Here is a 17,345-nt window from a genome sequence, read left to right as displayed (position 1 = left end):
ATCACGGATCTCCTCATCCAAAAAAGGGTTGCTCCAGCATTCCCTTATTCACTTAAACGAAATGAAACGAAAAAAGTTTCAAAATCAGGGTGTTCACATATACAGTTTGCTCTACAGCCCATTCAAGCTCTATATTACAAAATCCCTAATAGCAGGCGGTAAACGTCTCTATTAGTTATCAGAGCTTTGGTCCTGCATAAGCGATACATTGCGCTGCGGGGTGAACGTGGAAATCGCATGCTTGTATACCATCTGCTGGCGGCCTTCACTGTCTATGACGATCGTAAAATTGTCGAATGCTTTGATGACGCCGCGAATTTGGAAACCGTTGGTTAAGTACACCGTTACCGGGATACTGTCCTTCCGCAGCTGGTTTAAGAATGTATCTTGGATGTTGATCGATTTATTCATTGGCCGTTACCCCCGTTAAAAAATGATTGGTTAGAAATATATTCAAGATCACCCTTAAACTTTCCTGCTATTATAGCATGAATTGTTTGCAAGTTTTCATGAAAATTTTGTAATCTGTCAAGATCTACCCATTCGATATCCTTCATATGGCGAAACCATGAAAGCTGACGTTTGGCGAAATGCCGTGTGTCCCGCTTAAGCATCGTTACTGCAGCCTCTAATGTGCAGTCGCCCTCCAAATAGGCAATTATTTCTTTGTAGCCTAATCCCTGCATGGAAATCGCTGATTTGGGAATGCCGGCTGACACGAGCTTGGCCACTTCTTCGACAAGCCCCTGCTCGATCATGGCGTCGATTCGCTCCTCAACCCGCTGGTATAACCGCTCTCGATCCATTGTCAACCCGACGATACACAGTTCGTAAGGCGACGTTTTTTTCTGTCCTTCAAGCTGTTCCGTCAGTGTCCTGCCGGTCAGGCGGTAGACCTCAAGCGCCCGAATCACACGCCTTACATCATTGGCATGCAGCCGGCCGGCCGAGTCGGGATCAATCTCCAGGAGCTTGGCGTGCAGTGCTTCATTGCCGTATTCATCGGCATACCGCTGCAGCTCCTCACGATAAGGCTCGTCAGAGCCGACATCGCTGAACTGATAATTGTAACAAACGGATTCGACGTACAATCCGGTTCCGCCAACGATAAATGGCAGCTTCCCTCTTGCGGTTATCTCTTCGATCAGGCTGCGGCAGCGCTCTTGGAATTCCGCAACGGAAAACGGATGATCAGGCTCGCAAATGTCAATTAAATGATGTACGATGCCTTCTCTTTCTTCCAATGGCAGCTTGGCGGTCCCGATATCCATGCCCCGGTACACCTGCATGGAATCGCCGGAGATGATCTCCGCATTCCACGCTTTGGCGATATCCAGGCTGTATCTGGTCTTGCCTACTGCTGTAGGTCCGACTAGCACCAGCAGCCTCGGTTTACTGCTCTGTTCATTGCTGGTCAAGGCCTGATCACTCCATAAGCAATTTTCGATGTGTTCACATGCACCCGCTTGAAACCAAGCCGTTCAAACTCCGGGGAATCCTTATGCTCCTTGAGCACGACGGCCTTTCTGGCCACTCTTCGGGCTTCATGAACGGAAACCGCCAGCAGCTCATGATGGTTCGCTAAAGAACGAAGCGGCTGTAAAGAACTGGACTGTTCGATGGGCTTGCGAAACATCGGGTCAAAATAAACGATATCATAACTGTTGTCCGGCAGCAGCCCCAGTGTTTCCCGGTGGTCCTCGCTCCGGACTTCAATTCGGCGCAGCGCCTCGTTGGCGTCTTCAAACCCGGTATCGTACAGCCTCATGCCTTCGCGTATAATCGCGGCAAGCACAGGCTCGCTTTCCAGCGCGGTTACCTTTCCTTGCGGCCCAACCGCATAAGAGAACACGAAAGCGTCCGAAGCCAGTCCGGCCGTGCAGTCGAGTACATGATCGCCGGGTGCGCAGCCGGATACGTCAAGCATAGGATCCGATTCGCCTTTGCGAAGACGCTTGATGCGGACGAATGCCATACTCGGATGGAAATATAAAGGAGGCTCCTGTCCGTCATAGTACCGCAAATCGTGATCCGATACAACAAGCAGCTTTGGATCGTTATGCTGTTCCATTAACTTTTTTAAAGAGTGATTGCGTCTGGTGGCATAGACTGCGCTAAATTCATCCGCAAGTCGGCTTGCCCCCTCGAGGACAGCCTTTGATGGATGGCTTGATGTTGTAACGATCATGACATAACCCTCTTGAACATTTTTTCGAGCTGATAGGTTGAAACGTGAACGACGATCGGGCGCCCATGCGGACAAGTGTACGGCTGTGTGCAGGCGGCTAATCGCCGCAGCAGCGTCTCCCCCTCTTCCCTTGAGAGGCGTTGATTCGCTTTAATCGACGCTTTACAGGAACACAGGATGGCCGACTTTTCTCTCAGCTTGGCAATATCAACCGTTTTGCGTTCCGACAAGATCCATTCTGCAATCTCTTCAATGAGTGAAAGCTCATCGCCTTTAGGCAGCCACTCCGGATGAGAGCGAACGAGAAACGTATTCGTCCCGAAGGGCTCCAATTCCACGCCCGCCTGCTCGAACAGCTCGAGTCGTTCCCGCAGCAGCGAAGCGTCAGCGGAAGTGAATTCAAGCGTTAATGGAACAAGCAGCTGCTGGGATGCATCCTGCGGTTTGCCGAACTTGGCTAAATAATACTCATAATGAATTCGCTCATGCGCGGCGTGCTGGTCGATCAAATACATGCCGTCTTCGTTTTGCGCGATCAGATAGGTCCCGTGCAGCTGACCGACCCACGACAGCTCGGGAAACGCAGATGCATCCGCGTTTGCAGTAACGTCTGAGGCCGGAGCCGCTGCGGCAGCGGAATCGCCGGCATCAGAAGCTGCAGGCGGAAAACTCTTCTCTGCTTCAGTTACGTTGACGGATTCGGTCCGCTCCGCTTTCGGCGGGGACAATGAAGCAGCAGCCTCGCGTTCCCAGGCCGAAACTTCGCGCACGGCGAATTCAGGGGTAAAACGGCCGCCAGGCTTATACAGCCGTTCTGCTGCATCCTTCGGAATCGGCGCCGTAACCGGCAGCTGAGCCGGACGTTCCCAGTTCGCGGCAGCGGCAGGAGATGGCTTATTGTGCTGGGCCGATAATGGAGACGCCGGTAATGAAGGCTGCTCGGCATCAACTTCCGGTTGATGGAAGGAGATCCGCTCCTGCACGAAAGCCGGCTTCGATCGCGGACCGGATGAAGACGGTCCTGGAATATGTACCTGGCGCGACAGCGTCGCTTGAACGGCTTGCTGGACAAACGTCTTTAGTTCCGCTTCTTTGCTGAAGCGAACCTCCATCTTCGACGGATGAACGTTCACGTCGACAAGCGAAGGATGCATGCCGATATCAAGCACGGTCAGCGGATAGCGGTTAATCGGCAGCAGGGTATGGAACGCCTGCATGATCGCCTGATTCAACACAAAGCTGCGGATATAACGGCCATTCACGATCGTAGTCATCGCGTTGCGGTTGGCCCGGGTCTGATCCGGCCGGGAGACAAAACCGCGCAAATCGTAATCGGGATGCTCTCCTTCCACAGAAAGCATCGCCTTTGCCGTATTCGTTCCATAGATTGCAGCAATAACCTGCAGCCGATCGCCGTTCCCAAGCGTTCGCAGCAGCGTATTTCCGTTATGCTTTAATGTGAACGCTGTTCCAGGGTGAGCTAGAGCTAGACGGTAAACATAGTCAGAAATGTGGCCGAGCTCTGTTTGGATAGACTTCATGTATTTTAACCTTGCCGGCGTATTGTAAAACAAATCGCGGATGATCATGTCCGTACCCTGCGGCGCATTCGCCGGTTCCGCTGCGCTCATCGTTCCGCCTTCGATGACAATTCGTCTGGCCAGTCCGTCTTCTCCCGTGGAAGAGATACACTCCACACGCGAGACGGCGGCGATACTGGGCAGCGCTTCACCGCGAAATCCAAGGCTCGCAATCCGAAACAAATCTTTATCGGACAAAAGCTTGCTTGTCGCATGACGTTGAAAGGCGGTCTCCATATCCTCTGCCTCAATACCGCCGCCATTATCGGTCACCCGGATCAGATTCAAGCCGCCTTCTTCCACCGTAATGTCAATCGTAGAGCTGCCTGCATCGATGGCGTTCTCCACCAGCTCCTTCACAACCGAGGAAGGGCGTTCGACCACTTCTCCCGCCGCGATCTGATTGGCCAGCTGCTCATCCAGCACGCGGATTTTGCCCATTTCCCTCACCCCCTTAATCCGATAACTTAAGCTTCATATCATTTAACCATTGCATTGCCTGCAGCGGTGTCATGTTGAATAGATCGAGCTTCTTCAACTGGTCGGCAAGCTGTTCGGCCTTTGCCGTTTTTTTAGATTTGCCCTGCTCGTGCTGCACGAACGGTTCAAAGATGGATAACTGCACGATTTCATTCGCGGCAGCCGCTTCATGCTGCAACTCCCGAACTTCTGCCATATCGTTCGAGCCGGCCGCCTCCCGGGTGGCCTTCTTCTCTGGAGAGGACGGATACACATCCATCGCTTCCCGCACCTGTCCGGTCTCGGGCGCTGCGCCGGAAGCCTGCAGCAAATCATACGCCCGGTCAATAATGCTGCTTGGCAGGCCGGCCAATTGCGCGCAGTAGATCCCATAGCTGGTACTGGCGGCTCCTGGAATCAGCTTGCGCAGAAAAGTCACCTTATCTCCGCTCTCCTGCACAGCCATGCAAACATTCGATAGTCCGGGAAGCGAAACCTCAAGATGGGCCAGCTCATGAAAATGGGTGGATACGAGCGCTTTACAGCCGATATCATGGTGTACATACTCGATCACCGCTTGGGCGATGGCCATCCCCTCGCCTGTTGACGTGCCCCGGCCCAGCTCGTCGATAATGACCAGGCTCTGCGATGTCGCTTTTTCGGTCATTACCTGAATATCCTTCATCTCCACCATGAACGTGCTTTGTCCGCCGATGAGGTCGTCTGCTGCCCCAATTCGCGTGAAAATGCGGTCAATGAGCGAGATCGTTGCCGATTTTGCCGGAATGAAGCAGCCGATTTGCGCCATAATGCAGATCAGCGCCACCTGCCGCATGTAGGTGCTCTTACCAGCCATGTTCGGGCCGGTAATCAGCATCATCGGCGCATCGTCTTTCGTCAGCGCAGTGCCGTTCGAAATAAACGGAATGCCGTCCATGACAGCTTCGACGACCGGATGCCTTCCTTCCGTAATCCGCAGATCGAAATCCTCTGTTATGACAGGACGGCTGTAACGCTGCTCCGCACTCACTGTAGCCAGCGATTGATAAACATCGATCGCCGCGATCACCTCAGCCAGCCGTTGCAGCCGGTGCAGATGGGTTGTTAAATGGTCCCGCAGCTCGATAAAGCGCTGATATTCCAAATCGACCATTTTGTCCTCGGCTTCAAGAATCAACCGTTCCTTTTCCTTCAGCTCCGGCGTTACGAACCGTTCCGCATTGGCGAGCGTTTGCTTGCGCTCATACCGCCCTTCCGGCAGCTGAGCCAGGTTCGCCTTGGTGACCTCCAGATAATAACCGAACACTTTGTTGTACCCGATTTTTAACGTTTTGATGCCTGTCGCTTCCCGTTCCTGGCGTTCCAGCTCGGCCAGCCACTTCTTGCCGTTGGTGCTTGCTTCGCGAAGCTTGTCGAGATACGGGTCATAACCGGAACGGATCAGCCCTCCTTCACGAACCGATACAGGTGCGTCATCTAACAGCACGGTATCGATCATGTCAGCGAGATCGGCGCAATGATCGAGACGGTCGACAAGTCGGCCCAACGTGCCGGAGGAAGAGGATGCGCAGCGCTCCGTCAGCGCGGGCACATGCTGCAGCGAAACCTTCAGCGCATTCAGATCACGCGCATTCGCACTGCCGAACGCTACGCGCCCGACCAACCGTTCCAGATCGTAGATCTGCTTCAGCTCTGTGCGCAGATCGTCTCTGAGCATCAGATCGTTATACAGCTTGTCCACCGCTTCCAGACGTTCTTCGATCGCGCCGCGGCTGAGCAGCGGCTTGTCGATCCATCGGCGCAGCAGGCGCGCGCCCATCGCGGTCTGCGTCTTGTCGAGCAACCACAGCAGCGAGCCTTTTTTGCTGCGGTCCTGCACTGTTTCGGTCAGCTCCAGGTTACGCCTTGTGAACTGGTCCAGAATCATATACTGGCTCGGCTCATACGGCCGGATGCGCCTCACGTGGCTGAGCGAGCGCTTCTGTGTATCGTCCAGATAACCGGTCAGCAGGCCGACCGCTCTCAGCCTCACAGGAGATAAAGCGGCCAGCTCCTGCGCGGTAAACTGCGCCTCAAGCCTGCCCGAATCCATAGGCTCCCGTTCCGTAAACAGCACCGGACGGCTCCAGGCCGAGACCTGAAGCTTCAACGTGTCCAGCAGCTCGCCGTCCCCTACGATCTCCGCCGGGTGATACACATTGAGCTCATCGATCAGCAGCTCGAGAGATGGCGGGAATGAAGTGACGTAGAACTCGCCCGTGGACAAATCGCAAGCCGCCAGCGCAAAGGCGTCATTCATCGACGCTACGGAGGTGATGAAATTGTTGGCCTTACCTTCAAGCGATTTGGTCTCCATCACCGTACCCGGCGTGATGACCCGCACAATTTCACGGCGCACGACGCCTTTGGCTGCAGATGGATCCTCCACCTGCTCACAGACCGCAACTTTGTAGCCTTTATCAATTAACCTGGATATGTAACCCTCGGCGGAGTGGTACGGCACGCCGCACATCGGGATCTTCGCATCCGAGCCGCCTTCACGCCCGGTCAGCGTAATTTCTAATTCACGGGACGCCAGGATGGCATCATCAAAAAACATTTCATAAAAATCGCCTAACCGGAAAAACAAAAATGCATCCTTCGCTTCTTCCTTAATGGCGAGATATTGTTGAATCATCGGGGTATAAGTTGCCATGGAGCCCCTCCTGTCACGAATTATTGAACCGTCATAACGTGAATAAACATCAGAAAATCATTATACCAGAAAAAAGCCGTCCCGTGGAACGGCTCAGCGTTTGGAAGTGGATGGGTACGCCAGAGTCAGCTACGTGACCGGTATGCGCCATTTATGGCGGATATCGAGTTGCTCATCCCATGTCCGGCCATGGCCGATGGCATCAAACAGAGGTTCGATCCATTGCGCTAACGTCCGGTAGGAAGGGGTCGCCGCCAGCCGGTTCATGAAAGGCTCCATGCCGCGATAGAGCGCCGCCTTATCGCCGGCATAATAGGCTTGGACAAGTTCCTCTTGTTCAGAAGGAAGATCGCCATACCGCGCTCCCAGCGTCCATGTTTCATGGGCGGCCAGCATCGCCAGCGCAAAGGCCGCTCTGGCGGCTGCTGGCGAGACAAGCCAGCTCGGCGGCGTACGGTATTCGAAGCCGCCATGAGGCTTGCGGCGAAAATCGCCAAGCCAGCCGTAACGGGGACGCCGCGCCAAGCCGGCGGGATCTTCCACCAATGCGAGCGGGAAGGCGACGCAGCTGTCCAGCGTGCGCAGCAGACGGCTGGACAGCCATACGCCGCTCAGATGGATATGCCCGCCGAGCGCCAGCCCCGGCACGGGCATGCCGCCGGCGAGCCAGCGCAAGCCAGGCTCGCCGATGCGCCCGGCCGCCCGCCGCAGCAGCTGCTGCAGCGCTGCCGCGAGGGCGGCCGGGCCGTCCGCGGGGGCCGGACGCAGCTCGGCCACCGGGTAAAGCAGACGCCGCCCGACGGGCACGGCGTCGCAGCCGGCTTCGCCGCGCGGGTCCAGGTACCGCGCGGCAGAAGCGACCCGTCCGTCCTCGCGCAGCAGGACGAACTCCGGGTCCGCTCCAATCCGGAGCGGACCCGGCTCCGCGGCGCGGGCAGCCCCGCGCGCCGCGTCATAGTCCGCGGCGAACCGCTGCAGCGCCGCGGACCACACCCCGCCGCCCGCCAGATCCGGCGGCGGCGGCAGCTCCACGCGGCGCACGGCGGTACGCCCCGCGTCGTCCACGCACACCTCAACTTCGCCGATATCGAGGCCGAGCGTATACAGCGCCCGCACTGCCGTCCGCGTGATCCGGCGGTAGAGCGGGTCGGCTTCCGTCCAGCTCTCCGGCACCGACCCCTTACCCCCAGTGCCTGGACTGCCGCCCGGCGCTCCGGCTACCATTTGCCGTCCCTCCAAGCCCACGCGGCGGCGAATGCGCTCAACGGCTAACGCTTCAAGATGAAAAACCGGCACCCGGAACAGCCTTCCCGGATTTTCAGCACTGCTGTGGATCGCTATCCCTGCCCGAGTCAGCTTGCGGTGTCGTTCCTCATCAGACAACAGCAAATAATCCGGCACATGATCGTTTAGTATCCAAGTGCCGCCAAAAGCTTTATAAGGATCCTTTTTCTGCGCATGTGCGCCGGTTCTTCCTTCAGGAGCCGGCCAATTGATCCCCGCGTCCAGTATCCCGGGGATAAGCCGATCGCCTTGATCGTTCATACTGTATAGCTGCCGATTGACCCTCATCCATATCTTGTCATCCGGTTGACCGCTGCCGAGCCCGCTCCTGCCAACCGACAACCGGTTCTGCCCGGCGTCTTTCTCCCGTACCGCATGCCAAGCCGCACCGTTCCACACCCATACCGCTCCCGGCATCCTGCCCCCTCCCCGATCGATCGCAGCCGCTACCGCCGTTTAATAATTTTTACAATTTCGAAAAAAAAGAGGGCTTCCGCCCTCGACCGTGTGACTGGTATTGCATACATTAGACTATTAGACTAGATCATCAAAGACGGGTCCGGATTACAGCTCGTCGTCCAACAGCTCCGGATCCAGATCTTCGTAATCGCCGTCATCACCCAAGCCGTACTCAAAATCCTTGCCATCCAGATCATCGCAGCCGCCCGGGCATACTGCAACGCAAACCTTCGTCTCGGCAATCATCTCCACCGCGTATTCACGCTCAACCCGAATCACGACGGATGATCCGTTAGAGGAAATGTTCGCCTCGATGCAGTTCGGCTCCTGTGTTGACTCAGCGGACACTTCTTCCGTGGAGGACCGATGTTTGGAATCCAAGTAAGAAAGCGGCACATTCTCTACATAGGATACCGTCTCTTTCGCTACGTCTGTTTGCGAGTTTCTGTCGTAGGAATACCAGATATTGATATCGTAAGTACCGATTACCTCAATGCCGTCGCTCGATCGAACCGCTTCATACTGGTGGTTGATTATCCATGCACCCAAGATGCTCGTCGGTTGATGAGGCGGCGTTACGGTATGAGAAACCGTAGAAAACTTACGACCCTTGCCGCAGACAGCTTTCGTTATAATTTCTCTGCACTGAAGCTGTTTATCTGCAATTGCCATTGATTTAACCTCCTCCATACAATCATTCAATTAAAGTGTATGCAGGACATTCGCCCGGAGTGACTATTTCTTGTATTTTTTTTCTATCGATTGTAGAATAGCTGCCAAGAGTTCAGTCTTGGGCTTTTTTTCGTTTTTTCCACCGTTTGGCAATCGATAAATAGCGCTCCAGCTCACGGCTAAGCTGCAGCAGTGCGGCGCGCACCTCGAATTCATCGCGGGTAGCCGGCAAAGGCATGGCGCGGAAACGCTCTTCAAGGTCCTCCAGCTCCCGCTCTACCTTTCCTTCATAGACATCGGACTTCACTTCTTCGGATAAATGAGTAAGAACCTCCGAGAGCAGTTCGCCTTGCGGCACCTTCTCATAGGCCAATGCGAGATGGACAAGCATCTGCTGGATCGATTCCAGCTGCTCGCTGCGCATCTCAAAATAAATCCGCCAATACGTTTCATAACGCCACATCCGGTTCTCTTCGTACACTTCCGACCGCTTCAGCCCCAGCTCTATCGTATCATACACCTGCAGCAGTTCCTCGCCATGCCATAGATGCGCCGGATCACGCAGCGTACTGCTCATGTGCGCAAAGATGGCGCTGAACTTCTGCTCGGTATCCCGGCGCAGCTCGGCCAGGTTCTTCTCTTCCTTAGGCATATACAACATGTTAATAATCGTAGCCCAGCCAAGGCCGGTGACAAGGAGCATAATTTCATTCCCGATTAACGCCGTCGTCACTTCCTTGCTTTGAAATACATGGAACACGATAACGGAGCTCGTTACGATACCGCCTTGCAGCTGCATGCGCGCCAGGATTGGAAAAGCAATCAGGATAAAGATGGATAAGGCCCAGATTTCAAACCCAAGCAACGTAAATATCATGGAAGCGAAAAATAACCCCAGCACCGAAGCCATGAACCGGGCAAAGGCACCTTTAATGCCTTTCATCCGGGTCACTTCGACGCCGAGGATCGCAAGCAGCCCCGCCGACAACGCCGGCTCAAGACCAAGATAGGTAGCGGTATAGATGGCGGCCAGGCCGGCAACCGCTGTTTTTATGACACGTATTCCCATTTAAACGACCTCACAACGGTTTTTCACCTATCCTACCGCTCTTTCCAGCCTGACGTCAACCATTCTTCGAGCATCGCGACAAGCTGGTACATGATCGCGGCCACAATGGCTATCACAACCAGACTGGATAAGACAAGGGTGAAATTAAACACCTGGAAGCCATAAATAATCAGGTAGCCCAGACCCGCCTTCGCCACGAGGAACTCCCCGACGATCACACCGACCCAGGCCAGCCCGACATTCACTTTTAAAGTCGAGATAATGACCGGGAACGAAGCCGGCAAAATAACGTTAAGAAATATCTGGCTGCGCGTAGCACCAAACAATCGGACCACTTTGACGTAATTGCCGTCCACCTCGCGAAACCGGTTGTATATAACGAGTGTTGTTATAATGACAGTGATCGAAAGCGTCGTCGCTACGATGGACATAAACCCAGGCCCGAGCCCGACGATAAAGATTGGGCCGAGCGCTACCTTGGGCATGCTGTTAAGCACAACCAGATAGGGATCCAGGACACGCGACACAAAAGGGTACCACCATAATAAGGCCGCGATTGAAGTGCCGAGCAGCGTGCCCAGCAAAAATCCGGACACCGTCTCCATCACCGTTACGCCGATATGCGGCGGCAATGAACCGTCCATGAGCGCATTCGCGAGATGGCTGGCGATCTTGCCGGGATAACTGAACAGCAGCACATCAATCCATCCGAGCCGGCCGGCAAGCTCCCACCAGGAAATAAACAGACAAAAAATCAGCAGCTGAGTCAGCCGGACATAGACCGTTTGCTGTTTTGCCTTTTTGCGGAAACGAAGGTGCAGCTGGGTAATCCAGCCCTGTGTCTGCTGAAGCCTCGCGCCCTCAGAGCCGATATGAGCTGGAGTTGGATTCGGCTGGTCGCTGCGGCAACTTTCGTTGCGATTAGACATCGGCCCCCTCCTTTCCATCTTCCGCCTCAAGCTCTTCCCATATCGAATCGAAGATATCCTGAAAGCCCGGATCTCTGCGGGCCTCCGTCGGCAGGAGCCGCCGGATATCAAGCGGAATGTCGAAGATCTGGCGAATCCGGCCGGGACGCCTTCCAAGCAGGATGACCCGGTCGCTCATTGCCGCCGCCTCTGCCAGATCATGCGTGACGAGAATGGCGGTTTTGTTCAGCCGGCGCAGCGTTCGCTGCACCAAATCCTCCAGCTGTAATTTGATATGCATATCCAGTGCCGAGAAGGGCTCATCAAGCAGCAGCACTTCCGGATCGGAAGCCAATGTCCGCACGAGCGCGACACGCTGCCGCATACCGCCCGACAGCTCGTGCGGGTAGCGGTCCGCAGTACCGGCCAATCCCATTTCGTCTAACAGATCATCGACGGCACGGCAGGCCTGCGGTGTCTTTCGTCCCATAATCTCAAGCCCGATTAACGCATTGTCGCGGATCGTCCGCCAGGGAAATAAATAATCCTGCTGCAGCATATAACCAAGCTTGTTCGATGGACCCGACACAGGCTGCCCTGCATACAGCACCTCGCCTTGCGCCGGCGGGAACAACCCGGCAAGCAGACTGAGGATCGTTGTTTTGCCGCAGCCGCTCGGTCCGACCAAGCTGACGAACTCGCCCGGCAGCACGGCGAGCTCCAAGGAATCTATCGCTAGTGATGCTTCTTTCTCATTCACATACACATGGGATACATTTTTAAGCTCCAGCATCGGCTTCATGGCTCTCCCTCCTTTACTGTTCGTTGGGGCAGCCGTTGTCTCATTTTTTATTTCATCGCTTGTTCGGCAAAAGAGTTGTCGACGAGCTCCGCGTGCTCAACACGCTGCTGCAATTCACCTGCTGATTCCATCACATCCAGCAGATTGTTCCACTCTTCCTCATCCACAATCGGATCCGCAGCATAGGAACCTTGATTCTTATACCGTTCAATCACCATAATCGCAATTTCCCGGTCCGTATCCTCAAAGAACGGCAGCACAGCGTCGGCAATCTGCTCCGGGCTGCTGTCTTCCACCCATTGCTGCGCTTTGTGCAAGGCGTTCGTGAACTTTTGGATCGCCTCTTTGTTATCCTTGATGAAGCTTTGCTTCGCCATAAACACCGTATATGGCAGATGTCCGCTTTCAACGCCGAAGGAAGCGATAACATGCCCCCTGCCTTCCTTCTCGAAGATCGAAGCCTGAGGCTCGAACAGCTGTACATAATCGCCCGTACCGGAAGCGAAGGCTGCCGGGATATTGGCGAACTCGATGTTCTGGATCATCTCCAGATCGTTATGGGGATCGATGCCGTGCTTCTTGAGCGTAAACTCCCCCGCCATTTGCGGCATTCCGCCTTTGCGCTGCCCCAGGAAGGTGCTTTCCTTCAGCGTATCCCACTCAAAATTGTCAACCGCTTCTCTGGAGACAAGAAATGTGCCGTCGGTCTGCGTCAATTGGGCAAAGTTGATAACCGGATCATTCGCGCCCTGCTGCGCCACATAAATCGAAGTCTCCGAACCGACCAATGCGACATTGATGCTGCCGGAGAGCAATGCGGTCATCGTCTTATCGCCGCCAAACGTCGTCGTCAGCTCAACGTCCAGCCCTTCTTCCTCGAAAAACCCTTGGCTTACCGCAACATACTCCGGCGCATAAAACAGTGATCTTGTCACCTCGCCGATGGTAATCTTAACGGCGCCTCCTCCTGATCCTTTCGCGCATGAACCCAGTACAACCACAATAATCAGCACGATCGCTACGATTGCTGCGATGATTCTTACACGCATGGCATACTCACCCCTCCGAATAATCCGATGTTGTGTAATAGCCTATGCGCAGGAGAAGCCGTTGGTGAAAAATGAAAAGACGGCCCCGCTTGGACCGTCTCCTAGTTTAAAGCTTATAGATATCCTTATACTTCGTTTCCAGATAACGGACCAAGTACGAAGGATCAAGCGGCTTGCCGGTAACGCGCTGAATAAGCTGTGCCGGCGTCTGCAGCTTTCCGTACTTGTAGACCTTATCGGTCAGCCATTCCTTGATTGGCAGCAGGTCCCCTTTACCGACAAGGGACCACATATCCGGCAGCTCCCGCTCCATCGTATCCGTAAACTGAGCGGCATACATGTTGCCCAGAGAGTACGACGGAAAGTAACCGAATGCCCCTCCTGACCAATGCACATCCTGCAGCACGCCGTCGCTGTAGCTGGTTGGCGTGATGTCCAGATACTCCTTATATTTCGCATTCCAGATTTCCGGCAGATCGCCCGCCTTCGCTCCTTCATTGAAGATCATCTTCTCGATCTCATAGCGGATAATAATATGTAGATTGTACGTCAGTTCATCCGCTTCGATGCGAATGAGGGAAGGTTGCACGACATTGGTGGCACGGTAAAAATCTTCAACCGGCACATCAAGCTGGCCAGGGAATCGCTCCTTCAGATCACCGAAATACCGTTCCCAGAACGGTCTGCTGCGTCCTATCACATTCTCCCAGAAGCGGGACTGCGACTCATGAATACCCATCGAGGTGCCGTCGCAAAGCGTGGTGCCGATCAGCTCGCTCATAATGTTTTGCTCGTACAGCGCATGGCCGCCCTCATGAATCGTTCCGAACAAAGCGCTCGTAACATCTTCCGGCAAATACCGCGTCGTAATCCGCACATCCCCCGGATTCAAACCGGTCGCAAACGGATGCACGCTCTCGTCGAGCCTCCCAGCCTGAAAATCATAGCCCATTTGCTGCAGAATAAACAGGCTGAAATCCTTCTGTTTGTCTTTGGGGAATGTTTGCCTCAGGAATGACGTATCCGGCTGATAGCTTGAACCGGCAATTGCCGATGCTAACGGAACAAGCTTCTCGCGCAATCCGCCGAACACCTGATCAAGCTGCTCCGTTGTCATGTCCGGCTCATAGCTGTCCAGCAGCGTATCGTAACGAGTGCCTTGAACCCCCCACAGATCGATAAATTGCTGAGTATAGTCGATGATCTTCTCCAGGTAGGGCTGGAACCCCGCAAAATCGTTATTCTCTTTCGCTTCCTCCCAGTAGGATTCCGCTTGCGAAGTCAGCACAACATATTCCTGATTCAGCTTGGGCGGAATTTTTTTGCTTCTGTCATATTCTTTTTTACTTTCTTTGACCAGCTTGCGGCTGATTTCATCCAGATTATCGGAGACAGACCGCTCGCCAAGACGGTCCAGCAGCTCTCCCATCTCATCCGATGTTGTCAGACGGAACATCTCCGAGGACAAGATGCCGATCGCTTCTGAACGGCTTTCCATTCCTTTGCGGGGCGCACCGGTCCGCAGATCCCAATAGAGGACACCAAGCGCTTCCCCGTAGCTTTTTATCTTCCGGTCCAGCTCACGAAATTGCTGCAGTGCTTGTTCTTCACCGATTGTCACGGGACTACCACCTCTCACCTTAAAAATGACTACTACTTGATCATACTTTTTGCAAAACGTATAATCAACATTAATCAACCTTGAAAGGAGCAGCTGATATGAACATAACTTTTACAGATGCTGCCATTGCTGAGCTCTCCCCGTATTTGAATCAGGAAGACAGTCAGCTTAAGCTGTTATACGATACCGAAGGCTGCGGCTGTGTTATGAGCGGCGTTCCCGCCCTGCAGTTGATCAAGCAATCCGGACCGGATGACAAGTTAGGCCAGGGGACGCCTTTTTCGTTCTGGTATGAGCCCCGGCACGAGATTTTCTTTGAGCCCCAGCTCAAAGTCGATTACAGTGCGGACCGCGGATCGTTCATTTTGAAAAGCGACAACCAAATTTATACCAATCATCTGCGTTTTATTAAGCAAGCTGTATAAATCATGGCAATATAACAACCGCAAAAGGTGGAGTGTAAAATGAGTAGATTAAGCGAAATTTTGGAATATAATCAGAGCTTTGTTGAAAATCGAACTTACGAGCAGTATCGGACCGATAAATTTCCGGAGAAACGTCTGGTCATCGTTACCTGTATGGATACCCGGCTAACGGAGCTGCTGCCAAAGGCCCTGAATCTTCGCAACGGCGATGCCAAAATCATTAAAAACGCAGGCGCGATCGTTACGCAGCCATTCGGCAATATTATGCGCAGTATTTTGGTGGCGGTATATGAACTGAATGCAAACGAGGTAGCGGTGATCGGCCACCATGACTGCGGCATGACCGGCATCAATCCGGAAAATGTCATTGGCCATATGGCTGAAAGAGGCATTCCGGATGTGACCATCAAGACGCTTAAAAACTCAGGCGTGAACCTGATGCGCTGGCTGACCGGCTTTGACAATGTGAAGGAAAGCGTCGAGAACAGCGTAAAGATCATCAGCAACCATCCGCTTCTGCCGGCGGAGGTGCCCGTACACGGACTTATCATCAATCCGGAAACCGGAAAGCTGGATCTGACCGTCGACGGGTATAAGAGCTTGGATACTAGAGGACAATCCGCCGAATAAAAAAATTGCCAGCAGCATTTCTGCACAGACAGAAGAAAGGCATCAGCATAGATACAACTATCGATTGCTGTGCCCCTTTCTCGCTGCTGCCGCCGCCAGACGTGCTGCTATCACATCTGATCGGTCACGCAAAGTATGACGGTGAATCAGCTTCGCTTCCTCAAGCCGGCTGGGCATTCCCCAGGCTGCCTGAATCTGTTCGCCCTTCGCAAAACACTTCCCGAGCAGTGACGCATCCCGGATCGGCAGATTGAAATCCGAGAAAGCTGCCGCTCCAGCCCCTTCTTCCTCCAGCTGCCGGCGTTTCTCCGCCACAATCCCGATCAGCGCCGATCCATCCAATCCAAGCAGCTCCAGATGATCCAGTTTCAACCGATTCAGCGCTTGACTGAACATTTTCAACGCTCCTTGAACATTGCGTCTCCGATGGTGATACTGCCCTACTGCGATTTGAATCAAGCCAACCCATGTATGCGATAGCGGGTCTTGAGGACCCTGTTCTTTCCAATATTCCTCCAGTATTTCATGGCATTCAAAATAATCTCGGGTCACATGAAATTCAATCAAATAGTCCAAATACGGTTCCGGGTAGTCGATCAAGAACTTTTTCCTCCTTTTCGATTAAAAAATGAAACCTTTGTTCATATTAGACGTAAATGAATTGGATGGCAATGTTATAGGATAACTTAATTTTCAGGAGGAGAAGAAATCAATGAAAAAGATGTTGCTGCTCGTGATGGCGTTTACTCTGTTCCTGGCTTATGTAGCACCGGATGCAGATGCCAGAAGATCAGGGCGATCGGGGTTCACGCAAACACCGAAAAAACCAGCCGATAACAATGTACAAAGAAGCGATCAGGGGACGCAATCCCAACAGCCTGGAGCAACTGCAGGTTCGGCAGCCAACCGTGGCGGCGGCTTTTTTAGCGGCGGCGGACTGATGAAAGGCTTGATGATCGGCGGACTCGCAGGCATGCTGTTCGGCGGATTGTTCGGCGGCATGGGCTTTATGGGCGAATTCCTCGGACTGCTCGTGAATGTCTTGGCGATCTTCCTGCTCTTCGTAGCGATTCGTGGAATTATCCAATACTTCCGCAACCGCAAACGGGTTGACGATAACCGGAGACCGTACTAATTCATGCGTATCTACACCGATGAAATTATTAATGCCATCTGTCTGCATATCGCAGACCGCAAAAGTGTAGCTCTTACAGCTGTAGAGGCTGAACTTGCATGGGATGAACAATACGGTTTTACGGCCGAGGTTTGGGTTCATGAACGAAGCCAGTATTTAGTGGAAGCGAATCTGCTCGAGGCGATCGAACAATATATGTTCAAGCAATACCAGCGCAGGATCTTCCGTTCCCAGATCAAGCTCGGATTAGACGATGAAGATTTTTGGGCGGATATAACAGAATAATTCAGGGTAATAAGGCCAACCTGCTGACAATTTATTGTCAGCAGGTTTTTATTTCCTTCGCAACCACTTCTCTATTAAGCGCGT

Annotated in this window: 17 protein-coding genes; 4 read left to right on the top strand and 13 right to left on the bottom strand. The window is 53.6% G+C overall.

Annotated elements, in window-relative coordinates; translation table 11 throughout:
- Positions 1–171 precede the first annotated feature (171 nt).
- The 12 genes from hfq to IEW11_RS01810 form a co-directional block, all read right to left on the bottom strand.
- On the bottom strand, positions 172–411 hold the full coding sequence (gene hfq, locus IEW11_RS01865; RefSeq protein ID WP_188528461.1) for an RNA chaperone Hfq: 240 nt from the start codon (positions 409–411) through the stop codon (positions 172–174).
- Positions 408–1,418 (bottom strand): tRNA (adenosine(37)-N6)-dimethylallyltransferase MiaA, encoded by a 1,011-nt coding sequence (gene miaA / locus IEW11_RS01860; RefSeq protein ID WP_188528459.1) that lies wholly within the window; start codon positions 1,416–1,418, stop codon positions 408–410. Before miaA ends, hfq begins: the two co-directional genes overlap by 4 nt.
- Positions 1,415–2,188: a class I SAM-dependent methyltransferase gene (locus tag IEW11_RS01855; RefSeq protein WP_188528457.1), complete on the bottom strand. Its 774-nt coding sequence runs from the start codon at positions 2,186–2,188 to the stop codon at positions 1,415–1,417. The genes miaA and IEW11_RS01855 overlap by 4 nt, the downstream gene beginning before the upstream one ends.
- Positions 2,185–4,209: a DNA mismatch repair endonuclease MutL gene (gene mutL, locus IEW11_RS01850; RefSeq protein ID WP_188528455.1), complete on the bottom strand. Its 2,025-nt coding sequence runs from the start codon at positions 4,207–4,209 to the stop codon at positions 2,185–2,187. The genes IEW11_RS01855 and mutL overlap by 4 nt, the downstream gene beginning before the upstream one ends.
- A gap of 13 nt (positions 4,210–4,222) precedes the next feature.
- A complete protein-coding gene (gene mutS, locus IEW11_RS01845; RefSeq protein ID WP_188528453.1) occupies positions 4,223–6,922 on the bottom strand; it encodes a DNA mismatch repair protein MutS in 2,700 nt (899 codons plus the stop codon).
- A gap of 129 nt (positions 6,923–7,051) precedes the next feature.
- Positions 7,052–8,623 carry a putative amidoligase domain-containing protein gene (locus tag IEW11_RS01840; protein ID WP_188528451.1) on the bottom strand — a complete coding sequence of 524 codons (1,572 nt, stop codon included), beginning with the start codon at positions 8,621–8,623 and terminating at the stop codon, positions 7,052–7,054.
- A gap of 147 nt (positions 8,624–8,770) precedes the next feature.
- Positions 8,771–9,337 (bottom strand): outer spore coat protein CotE, encoded by a 567-nt coding sequence (locus tag IEW11_RS01835; RefSeq protein WP_188528449.1) that lies wholly within the window; start codon positions 9,335–9,337, stop codon positions 8,771–8,773.
- A 112-nt stretch (positions 9,338–9,449) separates the two neighbouring features.
- Positions 9,450–10,406 carry an aromatic acid exporter family protein gene (locus tag IEW11_RS01830; protein WP_188528447.1) on the bottom strand — a complete coding sequence of 319 codons (957 nt, stop codon included), beginning with the start codon at positions 10,404–10,406 and terminating at the stop codon, positions 9,450–9,452.
- A gap of 32 nt (positions 10,407–10,438) precedes the next feature.
- Entirely contained in the window at positions 10,439–11,335 is an 897-nt protein-coding gene (locus IEW11_RS01825) for an ABC transporter permease (RefSeq protein ID WP_188528445.1), read from the bottom strand.
- Positions 11,328–12,116, bottom strand: a complete 789-nt coding sequence (locus tag IEW11_RS01820; protein WP_188528443.1) for an ABC transporter ATP-binding protein — start codon at positions 12,114–12,116, stop codon at positions 11,328–11,330. The genes IEW11_RS01825 and IEW11_RS01820 overlap by 8 nt, the downstream gene beginning before the upstream one ends.
- A gap of 47 nt (positions 12,117–12,163) precedes the next feature.
- The gene (locus IEW11_RS01815; protein ID WP_188528441.1) at positions 12,164–13,165 is read right to left on the bottom strand and encodes an ABC transporter substrate-binding protein; all 1,002 of its coding nucleotides are present in this window, start codon (positions 13,163–13,165) and stop codon (positions 12,164–12,166) included.
- A gap of 106 nt (positions 13,166–13,271) precedes the next feature.
- On the bottom strand, positions 13,272–14,786 hold the full coding sequence (locus IEW11_RS01810) for a carboxypeptidase M32 (protein WP_373289284.1): 1,515 nt from the start codon (positions 14,784–14,786) through the stop codon (positions 13,272–13,274).
- 98 nt (positions 14,787–14,884) lie between these two features.
- Here IEW11_RS01810 and IEW11_RS01805 point away from each other — a divergent pair, with 98 nt between their 5' ends.
- Together IEW11_RS01805 and IEW11_RS01800 are read left to right on the top strand one after the other, a co-directional pair.
- A complete protein-coding gene (locus tag IEW11_RS01805) occupies positions 14,885–15,211 on the top strand; it encodes an iron-sulfur cluster biosynthesis family protein (protein WP_188528439.1) in 327 nt (108 codons plus the stop codon).
- A gap of 39 nt (positions 15,212–15,250) precedes the next feature.
- A complete protein-coding gene (locus IEW11_RS01800) occupies positions 15,251–15,841 on the top strand; it encodes a beta-class carbonic anhydrase (RefSeq protein ID WP_188528437.1) in 591 nt (196 codons plus the stop codon).
- Positions 15,842–15,898: 57 nt separating this feature from the next.
- Here the strand turns inward: IEW11_RS01800 and IEW11_RS01795 are convergent, their stop codons facing one another.
- The gene (locus IEW11_RS01795; protein ID WP_188528435.1) at positions 15,899–16,441 is read right to left on the bottom strand and encodes a DUF309 domain-containing protein; all 543 of its coding nucleotides are present in this window, start codon (positions 16,439–16,441) and stop codon (positions 15,899–15,901) included.
- A gap of 112 nt (positions 16,442–16,553) precedes the next feature.
- Between IEW11_RS01795 and IEW11_RS01790 the strand changes: the two genes are divergently transcribed.
- Both IEW11_RS01790 and IEW11_RS01785 read left to right on the top strand, forming a co-directional pair.
- Complete coding sequence (locus IEW11_RS01790; RefSeq protein ID WP_188528433.1) at positions 16,554–16,976, top strand: hypothetical protein; 423 nt, start codon at positions 16,554–16,556, stop codon at positions 16,974–16,976.
- A gap of 3 nt (positions 16,977–16,979) precedes the next feature.
- On the top strand, positions 16,980–17,261 hold the full coding sequence (locus tag IEW11_RS01785; RefSeq protein ID WP_188528431.1) for a YxcD family protein: 282 nt from the start codon (positions 16,980–16,982) through the stop codon (positions 17,259–17,261).
- The last annotated feature ends 84 nt before the right edge of the window (positions 17,262–17,345 follow it).

It is taken from the genome of Paenibacillus abyssi, from assembly GCF_014640295.1.
In the GTDB taxonomy this organism is placed as follows: Bacteria; Bacillota; Bacilli; order Paenibacillales; family Paenibacillaceae; genus Paenibacillus_D; species Paenibacillus_D abyssi.
This window is presented reverse-complemented; position numbering and strand designations above follow the sequence as displayed.

Excerpts from the sequence above, each read along its gene's own strand:
- hfq (WP_188528461.1), bottom strand. The coding sequence starts at position 411 with ATGAATAAATCGATCAACATCCAAGATACATTCTTAAACCAGCTGCGG.
- IEW11_RS01855 (WP_188528457.1), bottom strand. The coding sequence starts at position 2,188 with ATGATCGTTACAACATCAAGCCATCCATCAAAGGCTGTCCTCGAGGGG.
- mutL (WP_188528455.1), bottom strand. The coding sequence starts at position 4,209 with ATGGGCAAAATCCGCGTGCTGGATGAGCAGCTGGCCAATCAGATCGCG.
- mutS (WP_188528453.1), bottom strand. The coding sequence starts at position 6,922 with ATGGCAACTTATACCCCGATGATTCAACAATATCTCGCCATTAAGGAA.
- IEW11_RS01840 (WP_188528451.1), bottom strand. The coding sequence starts at position 8,623 with ATGCCGGGAGCGGTATGGGTGTGGAACGGTGCGGCTTGGCATGCGGTA.
- IEW11_RS01835 (WP_188528449.1), bottom strand. The coding sequence starts at position 9,337 with ATGGCAATTGCAGATAAACAGCTTCAGTGCAGAGAAATTATAACGAAA.
- IEW11_RS01830 (WP_188528447.1), bottom strand. The coding sequence starts at position 10,406 with ATGGGAATACGTGTCATAAAAACAGCGGTTGCCGGCCTGGCCGCCATC.
- IEW11_RS01825 (WP_188528445.1), bottom strand. The coding sequence starts at position 11,335 with ATGTCTAATCGCAACGAAAGTTGCCGCAGCGACCAGCCGAATCCAACT.
- IEW11_RS01820 (WP_188528443.1), bottom strand. The coding sequence starts at position 12,116 with ATGAAGCCGATGCTGGAGCTTAAAAATGTATCCCATGTGTATGTGAAT.
- IEW11_RS01815 (WP_188528441.1), bottom strand. The coding sequence starts at position 13,165 with ATGCGTGTAAGAATCATCGCAGCAATCGTAGCGATCGTGCTGATTATT.
- IEW11_RS01805 (WP_188528439.1), top strand. The coding sequence starts at position 14,885 with ATGAACATAACTTTTACAGATGCTGCCATTGCTGAGCTCTCCCCGTAT.
- IEW11_RS01800 (WP_188528437.1), top strand. The coding sequence starts at position 15,251 with ATGAGTAGATTAAGCGAAATTTTGGAATATAATCAGAGCTTTGTTGAA.
- IEW11_RS01790 (WP_188528433.1), top strand. The coding sequence starts at position 16,554 with ATGAAAAAGATGTTGCTGCTCGTGATGGCGTTTACTCTGTTCCTGGCT.
- IEW11_RS01785 (WP_188528431.1), top strand. The coding sequence starts at position 16,980 with ATGCGTATCTACACCGATGAAATTATTAATGCCATCTGTCTGCATATC.